Genomic DNA, 21337 nt, shown 5'->3' on the forward strand with positions numbered 1-21337 from the left:
GTGCCATTGGCACTTTTTTTCGACCGAAATTTAGCAAAAATCATGCCAACACAAAAGACCTCATTGTTGTTTCAAATTGAAATCCCATCAACACTTTTTTTTTGGTTTTTTATAAAAATATTGTCCTATATGTCAAAATTTGAGTATTTTGTAAATAAAAATTAAAATGATACGAGGGCTTATGAACACAGAAATTCCGAATCGCGGTCCGAATCCAACACAAATGAAGGCTCTTGGCCTTAGAATTTCGTTGATGATGGCTTTGTTGATGAGTTTTTCGCTGAGCGTCTTTGGCACTGCGACGGCGGAGCGCCCCGCTGAAATGCCGCTTGCCCCGATTCTTATCGGTTGGCTCGGTAGCTTTTTGCTCAGTTTTGTCGTCAGCTTTGCGATAGGCTTTGTGGTGCCCATGGGCAAGGTGAACGCCGCTTTGGGTCGAAAATTTCACCTGCAACCGCGGAAATTGACCACCCATCTGGTGGAAAGCATGGTCGCAAACCTGATCTATACGCCGCTCATGACGGCTGTCATGGTGGTTTTTGCCTATTTTGTGCTGATTCCCGCCGGTCAGAAGCCCCCGTTTCTTCCGATGTTCGTTGGGTCCCAAATCGCATGCTTTGTGGTTGGCTATGTGCTCATTTTCGTCGCGACCCCTTTCATTGTAAAGATTGCGATGAAACAAGTAGAAAAGCGGCGTTGAATTTTTTAAATTTTCCCCCAAAATAGGAATCTTTATTGAAGGTTTTGTATGTGGAAAATTAAAGGCGCAGTGCGCTATTTCCTGTCTGTTCTCGCAATGACTTTTGTGCAGATGGGCGTGTTCATTTATGCCCAGAAGATCTTGTCAGGGTCGTTTACCAATGTTGAATCGGGGCAGACCTGGCAGGCGTTCATGCTGCAAATCTTCTTCCTGGCACCTTACATCTTGATGGTATTTTTTGCGGGATTCTTTACCAATAGGTTCTCCAAGAACAAGGTGCTAGCGTGGTCGGCACTCTCGATGACCCTGTTTGTGGTTGCGCAGGCGGTGCTGGTCACCTGTAACTGCCCTCGAGTGGCGTTCTGGCTCTCTATAGGCCTTAGCTGTGGCTTTGCGGTCCACAGTGCCGCCAAGTATGGCATCCTTAAAGAAATGTTCGGCGTGCGTAACTTGAGCTATGCGAATGCGTTCCTACAGATTTTTGGATTGTGCGGCATCGTTTGTGCTTCTTGGCTTGCTGTGACCGGCGTGAACCTGATTAACTTGGAGTCGCTCCAGTCCTATGCGGCGGTGCACCTGATTACATCCAAGTCGATTGTGATTCCTTGGATTTTGGCGGGCGTTGGAGTGCTAGGTACGGTGTCTAGCTTCTTGGTGCCTCGGGTCAAGTACGAAAACAAGAACGTGAACATCCAGAATGTCAAAAAGCATCTGAGTCTGGGTTGGCGCGTGCCGACGCTCCGTGCATCCATCATCGCCCTTTCGATGTTTTGGGCCCTGGCGCAGGTGTTCGTGCTCATGTATCAGGACGTGTCGGGTTCTTATGATATCGACACCATCCAGAACTACCTGGCGTTTGCCTTTGTGGGTCTTATGGTGGGTTCTGTGATTGCTGCTGCTAAGTCCCGCGACTTTATTGAAACGGGCTTTATCCCGATGGGCATGATCGGGGTGTCCGTGTGCATGTTCCTGGTGCCGTTCCTTGTGAACCCGTTTGCACTGGTGATCCTTTATTCCCTGACCGGTATTTTTGGTGGGTTATTCCTGGTGCCGGTGAATGCGCTGCTGCAGTACAATACGCGCCCCAACAATTCGGGCTCGGTGCTTGCGCTTGCCAACATGATTCAGGCGATTGTCCTGATTGCGTTCCTGTTCCTGTTCTCGGTGATGGTACATTATACCCATATCCGTCCGCAGCTGTATTTCCTAGGAATTGCGCTGGTGTCTCTGGTGGTGTTCGTCTGGACGATTTCGAACCTGCCGCAGGCTCTCTTGCGTACCATGCTCAAGCTGGTGTTCAACCGCTACCGCATTCGCGTGCTTGGCGTGCAGAACATTCCGAACGAAGGTCCGGTGCTCTTGGTCGGTAACCACCACAGCTTTATCGACTGGGCGATGATTCAGATGGCGTCTCCTCGTCCGCTTTGCATTGCAAGCAACAAGGACCACTTTGAAAAGTGGTACCTGCGTGCGGTTCTCAAGCGCTTGGGCATGATTCGCATTGACAATAATAACCCGAAAGAGGCGATGGACCGAATTCATGAAGAGCTCTTGGCGGGTAAGGCGGTCGTCATATTCCCGACGGGCGAGGTGTCCAAGTCTCCGCATGTGGAACCGTTCAATATCGATTACTCTTCGGCTGTTGATGATACCGATGCAGTCGTCGTTCCCTTCTATATCCAGGGATTGTGGGGATCGAACTTCAGCTATAGCGGCTCCGACATGTTCGGTGCGTCTTCGGATCGCGCGGTGACGGTTGCCTTTGGTGAACCCATTCCTTCGAATACTCCGCCTAACGAGGTCCGTGCCATTATTCGTAAAATTTCGATTGATGCATGGAAGTATGCGGTCAAGTTTGTGCATCCGATTGCGGCATCCTGGATTCGTACCTGCAAACGCTATGTGAAGCATGGGCCTGCCATTTACAGCCCCGACGGCAAACACTTTTCGGGTTACAAGCTGATGGGCGCCGTAATGGCGTTCCGCGGGCTTTTGAAGAAGAAACTCGGGAAGGACGAGCAGAATATCGGCATCATGCTCCCGCCGAGCCCTGCCGGAGTGATCGTGAACCTGGTGCTTTGGGTCATGGGCAAGACGAATGTGAACCTGAACTACACGTCTTCTGTGGACAACGTAAAGTTTTGCTGCGAAAGGGCCGACGTGAAGACGGTGATTTCGAGTAGGCAGTTTATCCAGAAGCTGAAGGGGAGAGGTAACGACTATTCTCAGGTGGCATCGGACAAGGTGCAGATCCTATATGCCGAAGACCTGATGAAGGAAATCCCGAAGGCAAAGATTGCGGCTCTGCTCTTTGCTTGCATCGTGATGCCAGCCTGGTTGATCATTTTCCTGTTCTGCAAACGCATGAAGATCGACGATACCGCTGTCATCGTGTTCAGTTCTGGTTCCGAAGGAACTCCCAAGGGAGTGTTGCTCTCTCATAGGAACCTGATGGGCAATATCCAGCAGCTCGCCTGTATCATTAATGTGAGCCGCGGCGATGTGATGCTTTCGGAGCTTCCTCTGTTCCACAGCTTCGGCCTTACGGTGACAACCCTTCTGAACTTGACCGAAGGCTGCCCGATTGTGGCCGTGGCTGACCCGACCGATGTAAAGACGATGGCGAGAGCTTGTTCGGAATTCCATGTGACTTGCATGGTGGCGACCCCCACCTTCTTGCGCGCCTTTACGGTGAGCCGCTATGTGCATCCGCTCGTGTTTAAGTATGTGCGCATGATCATTGCCGGTGCAGAAGCCTTGCGCCCGGAACTGGCGACGGCTTTCCGTCTGAAGTTCGGTAAGGAAATCTTTGAAGGCTACGGCTGCACCGAAACGGCCCCGGTGGCGTCTGTAAATACCGAAAATACGCTGCATAACGACTACATGACCATGCAGGTAAACAACAAACCCGGTACGGTTGGCCCGGCACTTCCCGGTACGCAGTTCCTGATTGTGGATCCCGAAACGAATGTTCCGCTTCCGACAGGGGAGGCGGGCATGATTCTGATCGGTGGATGTCAGGTGATGCAGGGCTACCTGAAGGATCAGGAACGCACGGATAGCGTGATTGTCAAGATCAACGGAATTCGTTACTACCGCACGGGCGATAAGGGATTCCTCGACGAAGATGGGTTCCTTACGATTGTGGACCGCTACAGCCGCTTTGCTAAGCTCGGTGGTGAAATGGTGAGCCTGGGCGCCGTCGAAAAGAAGATCCAGGACACGCCGGTGCTTGAAGGCTGCGACTACCTGATTACGACAGTTCCCGATTCGGCGAAGGGTGAAAAGATCGTGCTCTTGTATCAGGGCGAAAAGGAGCCGAAGGATGTGCTTTCGGAACTTCGCGCAAGCAACTTCCCGCCGATCATGCTTCCGTCTGCTGCATTCAAGGTGGAAAAAGTGCCCAAGCTCGGTACGGGCAAGGCCGACTTTACCACCGCCAAGAAGTTGGCGAAAGAACTCATGGGCATAAATTAAATGGCAACGGAATCCGAAGAAAAAGGGGTGAAAATGTTTGGGCTAACCCCGGTGCGTACGATGCGGCTTGTTGCATCGCTCGTTGCGCTGATGGGCATGGTGTTCCTGCTGCTACAGCGGGTGCTTGCCGCAGTGCTCACGATGGCTGCCGACGGAATCAAGCTTGGGCTTGCCCGCTACAACAACTTTACGGGGCAGTTTGCCGCACAGAACTTTGCGCAGGACAAGCAACTGCTCAAGCTGCTCAAGGATGTGCAGGCGCTTCTTCCGCAGGCAGAAACGGCCTTGACGGTCCTGTTGGTGGTCGCTATCGTTTTTCTTGCGGTGGCCTTGATCTGCTTTGCTTTGCCGAAGCAGATGGCACATGTACTTGTGGCACTTAAGCTTCTCAAGTGGGAAACAGGCGAAGTCGCTGATGGTCAGTCGGAGACATCTTTGAAGGAGGTGTTTACCAAGTTGGGCGAAGTCCCGCTCAAGAAACTTGCGATTCCATTTGCGGTTGTTTTCGCTGTAGTTGTCCTTATTTTTGGCATTTCCAATTGCCATGAAAAGGTGAAGGCTGCTTCAATAGACGGTGCGGTGGAAGAATTGCAGCAAAAGTCTCTCGCATATATTACGGCGCAAAAATCTTATTTTGCCCAGAAGAAAAACGTTGGTGGCGCAAAAGCGTTGCAGTTGGCGGATTCCGTTTCAACGGATTGGTTTGACTACAAATTTTCGGGAACACGTTTTTCCGCAGTATCTAGGGTTCCGTTGGGAAATTGCCCGGCAGGTAGCAAGTGGACTGTTAGCGCTGCCGCCAAGGGATTTTTTGAAAAAGAGCTTCAAATCTATAGAAATGTCCCGAAAGATACGGCGTGCGTAAAGCTCGTTCCTAATTTCAAGAACATCGGAAAATAAAATCAAAAATGCGACCAAAACTAATTGGCCGCATTATTTTTTGAATTAGCGTGGTTGACTAAACGTCGCCGACTTCGCCGGTTGCCACGAAATTCCGCACGGCGCGCGTAATGCGCATGCTGCAGAAGTTCGGCCCGCACATGCTGCAGAAGTGGCTTGCCTTGGCCTGGCTGCCGGGGAGCGTCTTGTCGTGGAATTCCATCGCCTTCTCGGGGTCGAGCGACAGCGCGAACTGGTCGTTCCAGCGGAAGTCAAAGCGAGCGCGCGAAAGGGCGTCGTCGCGGAACTGGGCTGCGAAATGGCCCTTTGCAAGGTCGGCCGCATGGGCGGCGAGCTTGTAGGTGACCACACCCGCGCGCACATCGTCGCGGTCGGGGAGCCCGAGGTGTTCCTTGGGCGTCACGTAGCAGAGCATCGCGGTGCCGTACCAGCCGATTTGTGCCGCGCCGATGGCCGACGTAATGTGGTCGTAACCGGGGGCAATGTCGGTGGTGAGGGGGCCGAGCGTGTAGAACGGGGCGCCGTGGCACTTTTCGAGCTGGCGTGCCATGTTGTCCTGAATCTTGTGCATGGGCACGTGGCCCGGGCCTTCGATAATCACCTGCACGCCGTATTCCCAGGCAATCTTCGTGAGCTCGCCAAGCGTGTCCAGTTCTCCGAACTGGGCCGCGTCGTTGGCGTCGGCGAGGCTTCCCGGACGCAGACCATCGCCCAAAGAAACGGCAACGTCGTATGTGGCGAGAATCTCGCAGATTTCGCGGAAGTGCGTGTACAAGAAGTTCTGCTGGTGGTGGCGCATCTGCCAGAGGGCTAGGATGGAACCGCCGCGGCTCACGATACCCGTGGTGCGCTTGGCGGTCAGCGGAATGTGTTCCAGCAACAGGCCCGCGTGAATCGTGAAGTAGTCCACGCCCTGTTCCGCCTGCTCAATGAGCGTGTCGCGGTACAGTTCCCACGTGAGTTCTTCGGCCTTGCCGTTCACCTTTTCGAGCGCCTGGTAAATAGGCACTGTGCCGATAGGTACGGGGCTGTTGCGGATAATCCATTCGCGCGTTTCGTGGATGTGCTTTCCGGTGGAAAGGTCCATCACGGTGTCGGCACCCCAGCGCACCGACCAGGCCATCTTCTCGACTTCTTCTTCGATAGAAGAGGTGATGGCGGAGTTTCCGATGTTGCTGTTGATTTTCGTGAGGAAGCGGTTGCCGATAATCATCGGCTCGCATTCCGGGTGGTTGATGTTCCCCGGCAGAATCGCACGGCCCGCGGCGATTTCGTCGCGCACGAATTCCGGCGTAATGGGGGAGCCTTCAATCTTGATTTTGCCCTGAGCTTGCAACTCGTCAAGGCGCTGGTTTTCACGTATTGCTACGTATTCCATTTCCTTGGTGACGATTCCCTTGCGGGCGTAGTCGAGCTGCGTCAGGTGATGCCCCTGCTTCGCGCGGAGCGGGTGGTGTTCTGCGTTAAAGCGCAGGTGGTCCAGCTCGTGGTTTGCACGGCGGGCGCGTCCATAAGCAGACGTCATGTAGTCCAGCTGTTCGGCGTCGCCACGTTCCATAATCCAGGGCTCGCGAAAACGTTCAATTCCCTTCGTCACGTCGAGCTTGGCGTCTACATCGCTGTAGGGGCCACTCGTATCGTACACCGTTATGACAGGCGTTTCAGGGTCTTCAGTCAAAATTTCGCGCATTCCCACGCGGATGTCCGGGTACATTTTTCCCGGCACATACACCTTGCGGGAATTCATAAAAGGTTTAAGCAGAGAATCCATGTGTTCCTCATTTTTTTTCATCTCAAAGATAGAAAAAATGCTGCTTGAATTTATCTGCGTCGGTGCCTGAATGTATATTTGCTCCATGACCACGAAGACGATCAAAATTCAGTATTTGGATGATTCCATCCCGAAACTCACTTACATTGGCGGCAAGTCCGACTGGATTGACCTTGCGGCGGCGGAGACCGTGACGCTCAAGGCGGGGGAGTTCCGCTTGATTCACCTGGGGGTCGCGATGAAGTTGCCCGAGGGTTACGAGGCGCATATCGCCCCGCGCAGTTCTACGTTCAAGAATTTCGGCATTCTGCAGGCGAATTCCGTGGGCGTGGTGGATTCCAGCTACTGCGGCGCAAACGACTGGTGGAAAATGCCTGTCTATGCCACCCGCGACGTGACCATCGAGAAGGGGAGCCGCATCGCTCAGTTCCGCATCATGGAGCAGCAACCGACGCTTACCTTCGAGGAAGGTCCGCTTGACGGCACCGACCGCGGCGGCTTTGGCAGCACGGGAATATAAAAGGATTGCGTCTAAACCTCGTATTTCTTTCGGACATCGGCAGACATTGTCCAACCATTCCGTCAAAAATACAATAAAAATATATAACTTTTTGTCAAAAATACAGGTGGTTTTTAACAGATTTTGTCAAAAATTAAGGCTCTTGATGAATTTTTCCGCATCAGCCCCTTGTGATCCGTTTTTGATTTCGGAGATGGCTTCAGAGAGTTTAGCGTATATGTCGTTCCAGGGTGTGATGCGACCTTTCAGCATGTCATTGTAGCCTTTCTCGAGTTCCGCATCGAGGCGTTCTTTTGACCAGTTAGAGGCGTTTTCAATTTTGTTCATGGCGTCCAAAGATCCAGATAACTATTTGAAAACCTGAGTTACTTGATAATCTTCATCTGTTTCTTGTTTTGCATGACGAAGCCTTGTTTGGATAATCCAATCTGTTATGGCATCGAAAGATGGTTCCTCATATTCTATTAAATCCCATTTGTTAATTTGAACAAAATCGCTTGAATTGTTGTCTATTTCACATAATTCCCAATGACGAACAACGAGTGCACAAGGTGCTATATCAATATGAACAAATGGAGATCCTGCACAATTGCAATTTTTTCGAGTGATCTTGTCATCGAAATCTGGTTCATCACCAACAAGAGGAACTATTAGTCCCCTACGCCAACCAAAGGGCAACTTGTATAGGCCATTTTTTTGAAACTTTGCGATTGCTTCTATGAGAGGACATAATTTGATTCCCTCCTCATTTGGAACCCATACCTCAAAATCGGTCCTTGCTTTTCCTTTATCCATGCTGTTATCCTCCTATTGACTTGAGGGGAAAATGCTGACGAAGCAAAAAATGTTGCTATAAACCTTAATATACATTCAAACAACTGTCAAAAATTAACAGTTGAATGATTTTTTTGAGATGCCGGGGCGTTACGGGCCGGCGTTTGAGGGCCCGCTCGAGGGGGTGGCGGAAGACTTGCCCTGGATCCTTCGACTTCGAGCCCTCGGCTCTCCGCTCAGGATGACAGAAGGGCGAGGCTGCAGCCAGGGGGAGCCTTCCCCCTACCAATTTGATATGAATTTCTCTCTCATCCCTAACCACTAACCACTGTTTACTGACCACTTTTCCTATATTTTCTACGCAAAAATTTTTAACAAGGATATTGTTATGGCAAAGATTGCTATTCTCGGTTACGGAAACCTGGGTCGCGGTGTGGAATGCGCCGTGAAGCAGGCTCCGGATATGGAACTCGTCGCCGTTTTCACGCGTCGCGACCCCTCTACGGTCAAGATCCAGACGGCGGGCGTTCCAGTGCTGAACGTCTCTGAAATGGAAGCCTGGAAAGGCAAGGTGGACCTGCTCATCATCTGTGGCGGCTCCGCTACCGACCTGCCGGTGCTCACCCCGAAGTACGCCGCCATGTTCAACGTGATCGATTCCTTCGACACGCACGCCAAGATTCCGCAGCATTTCGCCGCCGTCGACGCTGCCGCCAAGTCTGCCGGCAACATCGCGATGATTTCTGTGGGTTGGGACCCGGGCATGTTCAGCCTGAACCGCGTGTACGCCCAGTCCATCCTTCCGGAAGGCAAGGACTACACGTTCTGGGGCAAGGGCGTTAGCCAGGGCCACAGCGACGCTGTCCGCCGCATCAAGGGCGTGAAGAACGCGAAGCAGTACACCTGCCCGGTGGAAGCGGCTCTCGAAGCCGTGCGTAGCGGTTCCATGCCGGAACTCACCACCCGCCAGAAGCACACGCGTCTCGTTTACGTGGTGGCCGAAGAAGGTGCCGACAAGGCCTACATCGAGAACGCCATCAAGACGATGCCGAACTACTTCGACGAATACGACACCACGGTGAACTTCATCAGCGAAGAAGAATTCAACAAGAACCACAGCGGGCTCGCTCACGGCGGTTTCGTGATCCGTACCGGCAAGACCGGCATGAACAATGAACACACCCACGTGATCGAATACAGCCTGAAGCTCGATTCCAACCCGGAATTCACGACGAGCGTTCTCGTGGCTTACGCCCGCGCAGCACTCCGCATGAAGGCTAACGGCCAGACCGGTTGCAAGACCATTCTCGACGTGCCGCCTGCATACCTCAGCACGCTCAGCGATGAAGAATTAAGGGCTCATTGCCTGTAGTAGGTATGAGCACGGCTCCCCGAAGGGAGCCTTTGAGGTGTGAGCACGTCTGCCTTTGGCAGACTTTGAGTGAAAGAGTTCTAGGAATAATCCTAGAGCTCTTTTGTTTGGAAAACTCAAAGTGAAACGAGCTCAAAGGCGCTTCGCGCCGACCTCATAGCTCGAACCTCACCGCTGAAAAAATTTCTGATTGATCTCAATCTCGATGCCCACATAGCGCGGGCCGAATTTTTTTCGGAGCGTGGTGGTGAGCCCGTCGGAAGTGCCTTTGTACGGGTAGTTGAAGCGGACTTTCATGGCGGGGTAGAGACGCTTGATTTCGGCCTTGATGACGTTTGCGTAGGCGCGTTCTTGCGGTCGTGCGGGGTCGTAGAGAATTCCGATGTCGGTGTTGCGGACTTTGCCGTTCAATTCAGGCGTAAAGCTGTGAATGCCGAGGTGAATGATTTCTTTCTTGGTGTTTGCATTCACGAATTTTTCAATGGCAGTGCGGTATTCGCTCCAGTAGGCGGTGGCTTGTGCTTTTGCCTTTGCGGCCGTAGCTTTGTCGAGCGCATCGTAGTATTCGCTAAAAGCGCTCTTGTTGGTGATAGTGCGATTCAGGTCCACGAACAAGCGCGAGAACTTTCCTTCGCAGTAAAATTCCGGCTTGGCGAACTTCACCAACTTGCGGAAAACCTGAACTGCCCCGATATCGTAGGCCAGGTGCGTCTTTAGAACCTCGGCAGGAACGGCCTTCTTGAACGCAGCGGGCAGGCGATTGCTCGCATGCTCGCAAGTGAGGATGAGTATTTCGCGCGCGGATTGTTTCATCAATCAATTCCGTACAGTTTATTTTCCGCGAGGCAGTGGGCGAGGCGGCCGTATTCATATACAAAATCGTCGCGGTCGGGGTCTGCACCGATGGCTTTCACGAGGGCGCTGGCGAGTGTTCCGCGCTTGAACATCATCTGCAGAAGTTCCTGCGAGTGGCTGCTGATCTTGGCTTTGACACAGTCCGTGATTTTTTGGATGAGTTCGCTGGCGGTGACTTCGCTTGCATCAATCTTCCAAATTTTCAAGAAATCGCGGTCGGCAATCACAGTCTTTTCGGCGGATTTTGTCGTTGTGAGTAGAATCTTGGCGAGTGCATCGGTATCGAGGGCGCGAATTTGAGTTTCGCTGGCAAATGCGCCTTCCGCAAGACCCTTGAGTACGGCGACTTCCCATTCGGCAATGGCAATGTCGGCATCGGGGCATTCCTGAATGTCAACCAGACGGATTTCAATGGCTCCGCGGTCAAATCGGGCGATGGCTCCGCGGCTGTTCAAGAAGAAATGATTCAGCAAATGTTCCGGATCGTAAGGAGCAATGTCGGCTTTTACGCGGTTAAAAATCTGCTCTTCGTAATCCTTGTAGGTAAAGACCGCTTCGGGAATCACCTTGCCCGTAATGCTCGGGATTTTTTCCTGGTTGTGGCGATATGTTTCGATTCGTCCATCTAGGAATCCGCAGTATTTGCTGTCTAAAAACGGGCTAGAGGCTGCCACGGCGGGAATCAGCGGTAGCAGCGCGCGAATGGCGGCGTGCAGTTTTCCGAATTCCTCGTCACCGTTAAAAGATAAATTGATATGGGTGGATTGCAGGTTCGCCCAGCCGTGACCCTTGCAGTTAAAGATACGGTCGTAAGTTTCGTAAATGTCCAGACAGTCGTAAGGCCAAAGTTTCATCTCGGCGGGGTCCATAAAGGGGTGGGCCGCCGTGGGCAAGAGCATCGCGTTAATGCTTTTGAGTGATTCGTTCGCCTTCAAAATTTCGTGATGGAATGTCTTGCCCAAGTGCTTCAGGCTATCGACAGGCTGTGCGCACTTGAATTCCAGCACATGGCTCACCAGCTCGTTAGAAAGCCCAATGGGCCCGTGTTCCACGTCAGAGAGCTGTTCGCCGTTCTTGTCTTTTCCAAGCGGAACATCGGCGCGGGGGAGAACATTCAAGGAATCACGATCCACGATCATGTATTCCATCTCGATGCCGTAGCGTTGCCAAAGTTTGTAATTCATAAAAAACCTCTAAGTAATGAGCTATGAGCTCGCTCGTAAACTCGCTCTGAGGTCGTGCGTTGCACTTTGTGCTTTTAATTTGGCGCCAATGGCGCGATTATTGAGACTCAAAGCACCGCAGGTGCGTGCCCATACCTCAAAGGCACGAAGTGCCGACCTCATACCTCTAAAACCATTCTCTCTCGTGCATTTGCAGTTTATGCTGTGCGGCGTTCATGCGTTCTTCGATGCGGTGACGCAGCGACCTCATGACGGCAAGGTAAACCTTGCTCTTGCCCACGCCATCTTCAATTCCTGCGTCGATACTCGGGTTGTCGTTCACTTCAATCACAATCGGGTGACCGTGCCATTCCTTCAAATCGACTCCATAGAGGCCGTTGCCGATGAGGCTGCAAATCTTGAGGGCGGTTTTTACGATTCCATGCGGAACCATCTCGATAGGAATGCTTTCGCACTTGCCCGAAAATTCTTCGCTTTGCTTGTCGTTGCTTTCCCAGTTGTAGATTTGCCAGTGGCCCTTGGCCATGTGGTACTTGCAGGCGTAGAGCGGCTTGCCGTCCAGAACGCCCACGCGCCAGTCGAATTCCGTCGGGGTGAATTCTTGGGCAATCAGCAGGTCGCTGTGCTGGAACATTTCGTCGAGAATCTGTTCCAGTTCTTCCTTGTTGGTCGCCTTCTTCACGCCCATCGAAAAGCTCGAATCGGGCGACTTGATCACCATCGGGAAGCCAATTTCCTTGGCCAGCGTATGGCGGTTTTCGGCATGGGCGATAATCGTCTTCGGCGAATGAATCTTGGCCGCCTGCATCAGTTCTTGCAAATACACCTTGTTGGAGCAGCGCAGAATGCTGTCCGGATCGTCAATGACGGCAATGCCTTGCGACTGGGCTCGGCGGGCGAAACTGTAAGTGTAATGGTTCACGTTGGTGGTTTCGCGGATAAAGATGGCGTCAAATTCGCCTACGCGCGGGTAGTCCTTCTTGGTAATCATCTCCACGCGGAATCCCGTTTCTTCGGCAGCCTTGATAAAGTTCTGAATCGCCTGCGCATTGCTCGGCGGCTCGACTTCATCTGGGTTCGTGAGAATGCCTAAGTCGTACAGGTAGTCTTCTTCTTTACTGGTGGCGTAGCGTGTTTTTTCAAAATATTCCTGCGCAAATTTATCGACGAATTCCATGTGCGATTCGGGAATTTCATCCACGCAAATGGGGCGGATGCTCTGGATAAACCACTTCTGCTTGAATACGAATTTTGCACGCAGAAGTGGTGCCTGGAACAAACGATAAAGTTCCTGCGAAAGCTCCAGGTATTGCGGGCTCACGTTCTGACCGAAGTAAATCGAAAGTACGAACTCCGTACCCGTCAGTTTGTGGAAGCTCTTTTGGATCAGGTTGTCAATTTCGTCGGAAATGTGCTTGATGACTGCCGGAGCTTTGAAGTCCCGCATGTTTTTGACGCCCGGAATTACCTTGTGCCCGCGGGCCTCGGCCAGCAACGACACGTAGTAGCCTTTGCTCTGGTAGTTGTAATCGCGGCAAAGGTTGAATACGCGCAGGTTGCGTTCGTTAGTGTACTTGCTCGAAATCAGGTAGTCCTGTGCCGAAATGATATCGATGCCTGGAACGTGCAATTTCCAGTGCTTGGGATTGTTCACCACAATCAGTTTTTTCATGATTCTATGCCGTTATTTCTTATTCTCTATAACAAGCACGTTGCCGTCGTACGTCATGACGCCGAGCAAGATGCTGTGGAGCAGTCGGAACTTGTCCACCTTGTAGTAAGGTGTCTTGTGGAGGGGGTTGGTGCCGTCGGGGTCGGCGACCATGAACTGTTTCTTGTCGTCGATTCCGTAAACTACGACGAAGTGCCCCATGGGCTCGCCATGAATGTCGTCGAAGACGGACTTGTCATCAGCTCCGGTGAATTCGCGCATGCTGCGGTACAGGTAAGTGGCCGAAAGCCCGCAGAGCACGGGTACGCCCTTCTTGAAGTACTTTTCGAACATGGCTGCACGCAGGTCAGAAAATGCCACGGTTCCGCCCAAGTCGATAAAGCGGATGTAGGCTTCGATTGCCTTGCGGAGCTTGGGGGCGTGCTTCGCCTTGTGCAAAAGTTCAAGCTTAGCCTTGAGTTCTGGCATGGAAAGCTCGCTCCAGGTGGGGTCCAAAAGCGTCAGGTTATACGAATGAATAGTCACCTTGAATCCACGTTTGAGCGCGTCGATTCCGAGGAAAACGCCGAGGGTTCCACCATCTTCCAAGAACTCAATTTCAGAAATCAGTTGCTTCAGAGAAATTTTGTAGCCGAGGTGGTTGTAGACCGCCTGTAGGCTAGTCGGCCCGCAGGTAACGTCGTCGGGCTGCTGTAGAATCTTGATGTCCATCGTTGTGCCTAATTTTGCCTTATAGGTCGGGGCGGTTCACAGATGTTATCGTGTCCGTCTCCGTTCTCGTCTGGCGGCTATCGGAAGGTTTTTCCGGGTCGTCGATGGCGTGCCTTAAATATAACAAAAAATGCCCGATAGAATCGGGCATCTTGAAAGGTTCTATTTTGCGATAGAGCCGAGTGGCCTCATTACAATTCCGGCTGCTTGCCGGTGAGGCGCACGAAGATTTCTTCGTACTTGGCGAGCGTGTTCTTCACCACGTCGGCAGGGATTTCCGGACCCGGATAGGTCTTGCCCCAGTCGAGAGTTTCGAGCCAGTCGCGAACGTACTGCTTGTCGAAGCTTTCCTGGTTCTTGCCCACCTGGTACTTGTCGGCTGGCCAGTAACGGCTGGAGTCCGGCGTGAGCACTTCGTCGATGAGGATGGTTTCGCCGTCGATTTCACCGAATTCGAACTTGGTGTCGGCAAGGATGATGCCCTTGCTTGCGGCGTAGTCGCGGGCCTTCGTGTAGATGTCCAAAGACATGTCGCGGAGTGTGGTTGCAACCTTTTCGCCCACGATATCGAAAGTCTGTTCAAAGCTGATGTTTTCGTCGTGACCAACGTCGGGCTTGGTGCTCGGCGTGTAGAGCGGCTTTTCCAGCTTCTGGCAGAGCTGCAGGCCTTCCGGGAGAACGTGACCGCAGATCTTGCCGGTCTTCTGGTAGTCCTTCCAGCCAGAACCCACGATGTAGCCGCGCACGATGCATTCCACGGAATGGCGGTGGGCCTTCTTCACGATCATGGAACGGCCGCGGAGGTAGTCGGCGTGCTTCTTCAAAACGGCCGGGTATTCGTTCACGTCGGCGGTGATGAGGTGGTTCTTCATGCCGAGGTGCTGGAACCAGAACAGCGAAAGCTGGTTGAGGATTTTGCCCTTACCAGGAATCGGGGTGGGGAGCACCACGTCAAAAGCGGAAAGACGGTCGCTGGCGACCATCAGGAAGCTGTCGCCCAGGTCGTACATGTCGCGTACTTTGCCCTGGTGGAACAGCGGAACTTCGGTAATGGGGGTATCAAATTTTAAGCTCATAGTGATGAGCAATTTAGAAAAATCTGGCTCATCAGGCAAGATTATGTGTAGCCTTAGTGTTATTTATGTTCCATTACAAATCGCTGTAAAGAACCGGCTTTCTTCCGTTGCCCAGTGCAGTTCGGATAAGGTTGTGGACTTCCGTTTGGCGTTGCGGAAAGTCGACTGGGTGGAGCGCAATACGGGGGAGTCCAACCGGAACTTTCAGGATGATTTCCCCGAACTTGAAGGCGGGCCTCAACAGAAAGCCCGGAATGCCTGCAAAGCTTGCTACAGGAGAGACATATCGCTTTCCCCCGGCGCTTACGAGGGAGTAACGGTCTTCGTAGAGCATTTTTTCGGCGTGGACCTGGCTAGGCAAAAACTTGTTGCTGTACCAGGTAGGCGGGATAAATGCGGCGGGTTTCGTATCTTTTCCCAAAAGGGATGCCCAGGCAGAGAGGCCTGCATGCAGAAGTCGAGAGGATTCGTATTCGCTGAGTCCTGCAAATTCGGCTTCGCCATGGGTCAGGTTCATGCTGACAAGTCCCATGTAGTTTCGCCCCTGGCTGAACTCGGCCTTGTGCTTGTAGCCGTGGAGAGCAAGCTCGAAACCTTCTTCCTTGAGCTTGAAGAGCTCTTTTTTGAACCCTTCAATCGCATCAGTAGGTGCTTTCTCGGTATCGGGGATGACCAAAATGTTGAATGGAGCCCCTAGCAAATCCTTGAGTTCTTCAAGAACGGGAACCGTTTTTTGGTAGTTCCAGACATTGAAATCGTGAAAGCAGAGTAGGAATTTGCGAGCCATGTATACGAAGATAGAAAAACTTTCCGTAAATCAGGCCCTGCTACTGTACTGTCTTTCCGCATTTTCGTTGCGACGCTTGAGTTCCTTGTTCAAGGGCCAGTAGATGGCCGCAAAGAGGATGTATCCGCATAGGAGCACAATCCAGTGATTCCAGCCGAGGCGCGTCTCGATAAAGTGCATCTCGATAAACATGAACGGCCCTGCGATTAGGAACAGCGGCAGCTGACGGCACTGGTCGCCGAGCGAGTAGCGGCTTTCGTAGCTTACGATGGAGTTCATCATCGGAAAACTGGTGCAGAATCCTCCCATCAGTCGCTTAATCAACATGAGCCCGCCGACAACCCCTGCGATGGCCGGCGCCTTGATGTAGACGGGCAGAGGCGTCTTGTAGCGCACACCCGATTTGTAGGACTGCGTCTGGAAAAGGACCACCCCCACGATGAAGTCGAATATGCAGGCCCCGATGAATACGGGCTCAGTGTCGGGAACGCGTGGCATCAGGAATGTCCCGAGTGCCACAAAGAAGGCGAGTCCAGCGATGATGCTTGGAACGATGGGAATCTTCACCTTGTAGTGGAGTATGCGTACAATGTGCACATACAGAAGGCACATGAACCCTGAAATTGCATTGGCCGCTCCCATGGGAAGCCCGACCGCCAGGTAGGCAAAACCGCAGGGGATAGGTATTGTCGCCGTGACGGCTTTAAGCTGTGGGTCTTTCAGGTAGGCGCTCAATGTGCCGAGTGCCGTGACCATGATGATTAGCAGCCAGTCGTAGAAGGAAAAATTGAAATTCAGATGTTCAAGCATCGCGATGAAAAGTCCTACCAACTAAACTCTGGCTTTTTTCATATTCTGCTTGTTCTGGTACATGTCTTCGTCGGCCCGAGTGAATACGTTTTCGATTGTGTCACCGGCCTTATATTCGGCGATGCCAATGGCGACGGAATACCGTTCCCAGGGTTCCTTGGAGTTGTCGTTTTCGGTCTCGAAGAATTTTTGACGAGCCTGATCGACAAGCTTTTGTCGCACCGCATAGTCGTCGTTCTTGAGAATGACGATGAATTCGTCGCCCCCGATGCGGAATACCGGAGAGTGCCTGAAGATGGTGCAGATGATGTGGCAAGCCCCTGAAATGTAGGTGTTTCCATTTGCGTGTCCGTAGCTGTCGTTGATGACCTTCAAGTTGTTTAGGTCAATCATCACGATGCCAAATTCGGAGATACTGTTGTCTGCAACGTCTTTTGCAAGCGCCCTGGCGGCATTGTCGTATGCAATCTTACTGCCCACATGCGTGAGCGCGTCCTTATAGGCAAGCATCGTCATGTTGTCCGCTTTTTCCTGCGCACTCTTTGCGGTCTGTTCCGCTTTCACGATGTCTTGCACATACACCTTCATGTCTTCGGTCATCTTGGTGATGGCGTTCGAAAGGGATTCCACTTCGTTATGGGTATTGATGTCGGGGGAGTCAAAGACCAGGGCTGCTAGGTCCTTGTTCCTGTGGCTCTGTTCGGCAAATTTCTGGACGCTCTTTTCGAGAGCGACGATTGGTCCCGTCACATTTCTGCGTAACCAGAAGATAAGGATTGTTGCAAATAGAATTCCTGTACCAAGAGTCAAAAGGATGCTGTAGAAAATCGACTTGTGTAGAGCCTTGTGGAGAGCTTCCGTAGAAATGTCTGCGCACAAGACACCGTAGTGGACTCCCGTGGAGTTTACCAAGGGCTTGCAGGCGGTATAGGCGGCTCCCCATTCGGAGGTCTCTTCAAAGAACGATATTTCGTCTAGTGATGTCGCCGTGGAGAATTTCTTCAGTTCCTCTTCTGGATAGGCGTCGCTTGTTTCGAGAAGTTCCATGTCCTGCTCACCCCGAGAGCGTTCTTCTTCGCTTGTTGCCGAACAGATGTTGACCATCTGCTTGCCGCGGACAAAGCCGGAGTAAAGGTAGAACAGGTTAAATTCATCGACAATGCTGTTCAAAAGTTCCTGTACCTGTGGGTATTTTTCGCTCTTTTCTCCCGTAATGACGCTTTGGTATAGGTCGTCTAGGTCGATATGCCTTGTGATGTGGTTTAAAAGACTGCTCAATTTTTCATTGTAGCGGGAGTAGAGCGTCTTTGAGTAGGAGTAGTATGCCTGTACAGAAAACAGGAGACACATGAATGCGATGAAAATGACGCATCCTATAAATAAGCTTCGGTGTATCGGTCTCTTGTTGACAACCATAGTGCTTTCTATACAAGAAAATAACTTTTTTTGAGGGAACAGGTATATTTCAACTTGGAATATTTTATGCTGACAAGGCTCTTTTGAGGCTTTTTGTGGAGTTTCTTAGCGGAACCGGCGAGGTAGGTGCTTGCCTTCGGCTATCCAGCCGCTGTATTCGGCGGCGGCCGTATAGAGAACATCCGTCGAGGAATTGAGCGCGGTTTCGAGGCTGTCCTGCACAACTCCGATAATAAAGCCTACCGCCACCACCTGCATTGCAATTTCGTTCGAAATGCCTAGGAAAGAGCAGGCCAAGGGGATGAGGAACAGGGATCCACCGGCAATACCGCTTGCGCCGCAGGCCCCAATCGTTGCCACAACGCAGAGCGTGAGTGCAGTCGGAAAATCAACAGAGATTCCAAGCGTGTGGGCCGCAGCAAGCGTCATCACGGCGATGGTGATTGCGGCCCCGTCCATGTTGATGGTTGCGCCCAGGGGAATCGAGACCGAGTAGAATTCGCGGTCGAGCTTGAGCTTTTCGCAGGCTTCCATGTTCACGGGAATGTTTGCCGCGGAGCTTCTAGTAAAGAAGGCCGTGAGACCGCTTTCTTTAAGGCAGAAAATGAGCAGCGGGTAGGGGTCGCGGCGAAGGATGAGCCCAACGAGAAGGGGGGCTATGACAAATGATGTGAAGAACATGGCTCCGGCGAGAACCCCGAGAAGGGTTCCGTAGGTCTTGAAGATGCCGATGCCGTTGGTGGCGATAGAAGAATGGATCAAGCCAAGAATGCCAAAGGGGGCGAGGTTGATGAGCCAGCGGACGATGGCGGTGATTGCGGTGGCGCAGTCCTGCAGCAGGTGCTTGGTCGACTCTTCGGCATGGTTCTTGATGGCAAGGCCAAAGATGACCGCCCAGACGAGAATGCCGATGTAGTTTGCCTGGGTAATCGCCTCAAACGGATTCGAGACTGCGCGGATAAGCAGGTTATTGAGAATTTCGCCGATACCCTTGGGGAGTATTGCTGTCGTCGTTGCTTCGTGCGAAAGTTGCAGGTTCAGCGGAAATAGGAAACTTGCGGAAATAGCGATTAGCGATGCAAGAATCGTGCTCACCAGGTATAATCCGAACACCTTTCCGAACCTTTTGTCGAGGGAGGTCTTTCCCTTCGCAAGAGAGTTTACGATTAAGACGAAGACGAGGATGGGGGCGATTCCCTTCATGGCGCCTACGAACAGGATGCCCAGTTCACCAATCCATTTTTGTCCGGGTAGAAAGAGTCCGAGCAGGGTGCCAATCACGATGGCGATGGCGATTCTATAGTTCAGCTTGATGCTGTTGTATTTGGAAACGACTTGCTTTAACATATCAATTCCTCTGCAAAAAATATAGCTAAACTAACGGGAAATGCAAATTTATTAGAAAAAATAATTCTGTGATAAATAAAAAAGGTCTTTTTCTTAGAATAAATGTATTTTAGGGGTAGGGATTTGAGATGGAACCGCTGCAATACACATCGCTTGCGCAAATGTTCTTTGCCAACTGTGACCGCGAGGATTTCGCGGGGTGGTTTCACCGTAAACCCGATGGTTGGGAACATTTTTCGGGGAGTCGCCTTCGTCGCGAAACCCAATTCCTTGCCTTGGCCTTTAGGCACCGCGGACTTTCGGCTGGAAAAAGTATCGGCATCGTGGCTAACAGCTGCCCCGAGTGGATGATGGGCGATGTGGCGGCACAGCTGAACCAGGCGCGGGTCATTCCGCTATTTCCAAACATTTCTCCGGAAAATTTCAATTTCCAATGCGACGACGCCTTGGTGCAGGTACTGGTGCTGGATCGCCTAAGCGTGCTTTCGCCGGCGATCAGGGAACTGATGCCCCGCTTCAAGGCGGTCATCTGCATCGATCCCGAATCGGAATTGCCCGCAAACGGATTTTACTGGAAGGATCTTATTGAAGAAGGCGAGTCGCTATCTAGGTTGCCGGATTCGTCGGCATGGCTTAACCAACAGATGCATGCACTTGATTCCGATGACATTTTCTCGATTATCTATACGAGTGGCTCGACTGGAACTCCCAAGGGAGTGGAGCTGACTCACCGAAACATGCTTTCGCAGATCCTTGTCATCAAGCGCGATTTTTTGCACCTGAACCGCACGACGGATGTAGGCCTTGTCGTTTTGCCTGTGGCGCATGCGTTTGAGCGAATGTCGGTCTATTTTTACACCTTGTGCGGAATAAAGATTTACTTTGCGGACAATCCAAGGCACATCGCGGAATGTATCAAGGAAGTTTGCCCGACCGTGATGACCGTGGTGCCTCGAATACTGGAACGGCTTTACGAAAGCATGACTTCTGCAGGAGAGCGCATTTATGGAGTGCAAAAGTTCATCTTTGAACACGCAATTTCCTATGCGAAAAAACACAATCCGATGGAAAAGGGCGGAATCCTTTCCCGGTTTTATGACCATGTCGTGTTTGAAAAGATGCGCAAGGCGATGGGTGGGCGCTTCCGTCTTGTAATTTCGGGTGGTGGAGCGCTCAACAAGTCCATTTGCCGGTTCCTTTTGAATGTGGGGTTCAATGTATGCGAAGGTTACGGCCTTACCGAATGTTCCCCTGTAGTGAGCGTGAACAAGCTCGGTTCTGTTCGACCGGGAAGCGTAGGACTTCCGCTTTCGCATTTGCAGGTGAAAATTGGCGAAAATAGCGAAATCCTGGTCAAGGGCGACAGCGTTTTCAAGGGGTATCGCAATAGGCCCGACTTGAACGCCGAGATATTTACCACGGACGGATTCTTCAGGACGGGTGACCAGGGTCATTTTGACGCTGACGGCTACTTGTATTTGACGGGACGTCTCAAGGAATTGTTTAAGACTAGCACTGGAAAGTATGTGAGTCCCAATCCGATTGAACTGGAACTGGGACGCCACCTTCTTGTGGAACAGGCGCTAGTGATTGCAAATGGTCGCAAGTTTGTGTCAGCGCTGATTTTCCTGAATCCGGTAAACGCTAAGCGATTCTTGCAACGCACTGGGAAAACTTTCAGCGTTGAAAGAGCGCTAAAGTCCAAGCGCATTAGGGAATCCATCGACCGTTATGTGGAGCGCGTCAATGCCAAGCTGAATCATTGGGAACAGATTCGCAAGTGGACTTTGGTGGGCGACGAACTCACCGTGGAATCGGGCCTTTTGACTCCCACATTAAAAATTCGGCGCACCGTCGCTGAAGCGCGGTACGCCGAAGTAATCGAGAAAATGTACCAGGGATGAGGTCGCCTTGCAAGCAAGGCTTTGAGCAATGGGGTCGTTCATGCCTTACGGCATTCACTCT

Annotated in this window: 18 protein-coding genes; 6 read left to right on the plus strand and 12 right to left on the minus strand. The window is 51.9% G+C overall.

The features are described 5' to 3' along the window. The first annotated feature begins 181 nt into the window (after positions 1-181). Genes ACKI61_RS01400 through ACKI61_RS01410 form a run of 3 tightly spaced genes read left to right on the plus strand, consistent with a single transcriptional unit; the run spans position 182 to position 5077 of the window. A complete protein-coding gene (locus ACKI61_RS01400) occupies positions 182-700 on the plus strand; it encodes a hypothetical protein (protein WP_407456029.1) in 519 nt (172 codons plus the stop codon). A gap of 48 nt (positions 701-748) precedes the next feature. Further along, positions 749-4177, plus strand: a complete 3429-nt coding sequence (locus ACKI61_RS01405) for an MFS transporter (RefSeq protein ID WP_407456030.1) — start codon at positions 749-751, stop codon at positions 4175-4177. 33 nt (positions 4178-4210) lie between these two features. After that, positions 4211-5077, plus strand: coding sequence for a hypothetical protein (locus ACKI61_RS01410; protein WP_407456031.1), 867 nt, complete (start codon positions 4211-4213; stop codon positions 5075-5077). Positions 5078-5135: 58 nt separating this feature from the next. Here the strand turns inward: ACKI61_RS01410 and thiC are convergent, their stop codons facing one another. After that, positions 5136-6848 carry a phosphomethylpyrimidine synthase ThiC gene (thiC, locus tag ACKI61_RS01415; RefSeq protein WP_407456032.1) on the minus strand — a complete coding sequence of 571 codons (1713 nt, stop codon included), beginning with the start codon at positions 6846-6848 and terminating at the stop codon, positions 5136-5138. A gap of 85 nt (positions 6849-6933) precedes the next feature. Here thiC and ACKI61_RS01420 point away from each other — a divergent pair, with 85 nt between their 5' ends. Next, positions 6934-7368: a dUTP diphosphatase gene (locus tag ACKI61_RS01420; RefSeq protein WP_407456033.1), complete on the plus strand. Its 435-nt coding sequence runs from the start codon at positions 6934-6936 to the stop codon at positions 7366-7368. A 126-nt stretch (positions 7369-7494) separates the two neighbouring features. Here ACKI61_RS01420 and ACKI61_RS01425 read toward each other — a convergent pair whose 3' ends face one another. Together ACKI61_RS01425 and ACKI61_RS01430 are read right to left on the minus strand one after the other, a co-directional pair. Then, positions 7495-7695 (minus strand): hypothetical protein, encoded by a 201-nt coding sequence (locus ACKI61_RS01425; protein WP_407456034.1) that lies wholly within the window; start codon positions 7693-7695, stop codon positions 7495-7497. Positions 7696-7716: 21 nt separating this feature from the next. Continuing rightward, on the minus strand, positions 7717-8163 hold the full coding sequence (locus ACKI61_RS01430; protein WP_407456035.1) for a hypothetical protein: 447 nt from the start codon (positions 8161-8163) through the stop codon (positions 7717-7719). A gap of 367 nt (positions 8164-8530) precedes the next feature. On the opposite strand from ACKI61_RS01430, the gene ACKI61_RS01435 reads away from it, so the two are divergent. Next, on the plus strand, positions 8531-9514 hold the full coding sequence (locus ACKI61_RS01435; protein WP_407456036.1) for a diaminopimelate dehydrogenase: 984 nt from the start codon (positions 8531-8533) through the stop codon (positions 9512-9514). Positions 9515-9682: 168 nt separating this feature from the next. Here the strand turns inward: ACKI61_RS01435 and ACKI61_RS01440 are convergent, their stop codons facing one another. The 9 genes from ACKI61_RS01440 to sstT all read right to left on the minus strand — a co-directional run bounded on the left by ACKI61_RS01440 (position 9683) and on the right by sstT (position 19372). After that, the gene (locus ACKI61_RS01440) at positions 9683-10327 is read right to left on the minus strand and encodes an N-formylglutamate amidohydrolase (RefSeq protein WP_407456037.1); all 645 of its coding nucleotides are present in this window, start codon (positions 10325-10327) and stop codon (positions 9683-9685) included. Then, a complete protein-coding gene (locus tag ACKI61_RS01445; protein ID WP_407456038.1) occupies positions 10327-11553 on the minus strand; it encodes a glutamate-cysteine ligase family protein in 1227 nt (408 codons plus the stop codon). Before ACKI61_RS01445 ends, ACKI61_RS01440 begins: the two co-directional genes overlap by 1 nt. Positions 11554-11719: 166 nt before the next feature. Further along, entirely contained in the window at positions 11720-13225 is a 1506-nt protein-coding gene (locus ACKI61_RS01450) for a RimK family protein (RefSeq protein ID WP_407456039.1), read from the minus strand. Between the two features lie 12 nt (positions 13226-13237). Further along, entirely contained in the window at positions 13238-13936 is a 699-nt protein-coding gene (locus ACKI61_RS01455; RefSeq protein WP_407456040.1) for a peptidase-C39 like family protein, read from the minus strand. Between the two features lie 191 nt (positions 13937-14127). After that, on the minus strand, positions 14128-15012 hold the full coding sequence (locus tag ACKI61_RS01460; protein WP_072828256.1) for a phosphoribosylaminoimidazolesuccinocarboxamide synthase: 885 nt from the start codon (positions 15010-15012) through the stop codon (positions 14128-14130). Between the two features lie 73 nt (positions 15013-15085). Further along, positions 15086-15799: a DUF2334 domain-containing protein gene (locus ACKI61_RS01465; RefSeq protein WP_407456041.1), complete on the minus strand. Its 714-nt coding sequence runs from the start codon at positions 15797-15799 to the stop codon at positions 15086-15088. 30 nt (positions 15800-15829) lie between these two features. Continuing rightward, the gene (locus ACKI61_RS01470) at positions 15830-16609 is read right to left on the minus strand and encodes a hypothetical protein (protein WP_407456042.1); all 780 of its coding nucleotides are present in this window, start codon (positions 16607-16609) and stop codon (positions 15830-15832) included. A gap of 21 nt (positions 16610-16630) precedes the next feature. Further along, complete coding sequence (locus ACKI61_RS01475) at positions 16631-17959, minus strand: GGDEF domain-containing protein (RefSeq protein WP_407456043.1); 1329 nt, start codon at positions 17957-17959, stop codon at positions 16631-16633. Positions 17960-18130: 171 nt separating this feature from the next. Beyond that, the gene (gene sstT / locus ACKI61_RS01480; RefSeq protein ID WP_407456044.1) at positions 18131-19372 is read right to left on the minus strand and encodes a serine/threonine transporter SstT; all 1242 of its coding nucleotides are present in this window, start codon (positions 19370-19372) and stop codon (positions 18131-18133) included. 128 nt (positions 19373-19500) lie between these two features. Between sstT and ACKI61_RS01485 the strand changes: the two genes are divergently transcribed. After that, complete coding sequence (locus ACKI61_RS01485) at positions 19501-21276, plus strand: AMP-dependent synthetase/ligase (RefSeq protein ID WP_407456045.1); 1776 nt, start codon at positions 19501-19503, stop codon at positions 21274-21276. Positions 21277-21337 lie beyond the last annotated feature (61 nt).

The organism is Fibrobacter sp. (assembly GCF_045601785.1).
Classification (GTDB): Bacteria; Fibrobacterota; Fibrobacteria; order Fibrobacterales; family Fibrobacteraceae; genus Fibrobacter.

What these genes read in the sequence shown, in the direction of transcription:
- ACKI61_RS01450 (WP_407456039.1), bottom strand. Translation starts at nt 13,225, where the DNA reads ATGAAAAAACTGATTGTGGTGAACAATCCCAAGCACTGGAAATTGCAC.
- ACKI61_RS01420 (WP_407456033.1), top strand. Translation starts at nt 6,934, where the DNA reads ATGACCACGAAGACGATCAAAATTCAGTATTTGGATGATTCCATCCCG.
- ACKI61_RS01475 (WP_407456043.1), bottom strand. Translation starts at nt 17,959, where the DNA reads ATGTGTCTCCTGTTTTCTGTACAGGCATACTACTCCTACTCAAAGACG.
- ACKI61_RS01410 (WP_407456031.1), top strand. Translation starts at nt 4,211, where the DNA reads ATGTTTGGGCTAACCCCGGTGCGTACGATGCGGCTTGTTGCATCGCTC.
- ACKI61_RS01400 (WP_407456029.1), top strand. Translation starts at nt 182, where the DNA reads ATGAACACAGAAATTCCGAATCGCGGTCCGAATCCAACACAAATGAAG.
- sstT (WP_407456044.1), bottom strand. Translation starts at nt 19,372, where the DNA reads ATGTTAAAGCAAGTCGTTTCCAAATACAACAGCATCAAGCTGAACTAT.
- ACKI61_RS01430 (WP_407456035.1), bottom strand. Translation starts at nt 8,163, where the DNA reads ATGGATAAAGGAAAAGCAAGGACCGATTTTGAGGTATGGGTTCCAAAT.
- ACKI61_RS01440 (WP_407456037.1), bottom strand. Translation starts at nt 10,327, where the DNA reads ATGAAACAATCCGCGCGCGAAATACTCATCCTCACTTGCGAGCATGCG.
- ACKI61_RS01425 (WP_407456034.1), bottom strand. Translation starts at nt 7,695, where the DNA reads ATGAACAAAATTGAAAACGCCTCTAACTGGTCAAAAGAACGCCTCGAT.
- ACKI61_RS01465 (WP_407456041.1), bottom strand. Translation starts at nt 15,799, where the DNA reads ATGGCTCGCAAATTCCTACTCTGCTTTCACGATTTCAATGTCTGGAAC.
- ACKI61_RS01470 (WP_407456042.1), bottom strand. Translation starts at nt 16,609, where the DNA reads ATGCTTGAACATCTGAATTTCAATTTTTCCTTCTACGACTGGCTGCTA.
- ACKI61_RS01455 (WP_407456040.1), bottom strand. Translation starts at nt 13,936, where the DNA reads ATGGACATCAAGATTCTACAGCAGCCCGACGACGTTACCTGCGGGCCG.
- ACKI61_RS01460 (WP_072828256.1), bottom strand. Translation starts at nt 15,012, where the DNA reads ATGAGCTTAAAATTTGATACCCCCATTACCGAAGTTCCGCTGTTCCAC.
- ACKI61_RS01485 (WP_407456045.1), top strand. Translation starts at nt 19,501, where the DNA reads ATGGAACCGCTGCAATACACATCGCTTGCGCAAATGTTCTTTGCCAAC.
- ACKI61_RS01405 (WP_407456030.1), top strand. Translation starts at nt 749, where the DNA reads ATGTGGAAAATTAAAGGCGCAGTGCGCTATTTCCTGTCTGTTCTCGCA.
- ACKI61_RS01435 (WP_407456036.1), top strand. Translation starts at nt 8,531, where the DNA reads ATGGCAAAGATTGCTATTCTCGGTTACGGAAACCTGGGTCGCGGTGTG.
- ACKI61_RS01445 (WP_407456038.1), bottom strand. Translation starts at nt 11,553, where the DNA reads ATGAATTACAAACTTTGGCAACGCTACGGCATCGAGATGGAATACATG.
- thiC (WP_407456032.1), bottom strand. Translation starts at nt 6,848, where the DNA reads ATGGATTCTCTGCTTAAACCTTTTATGAATTCCCGCAAGGTGTATGTG.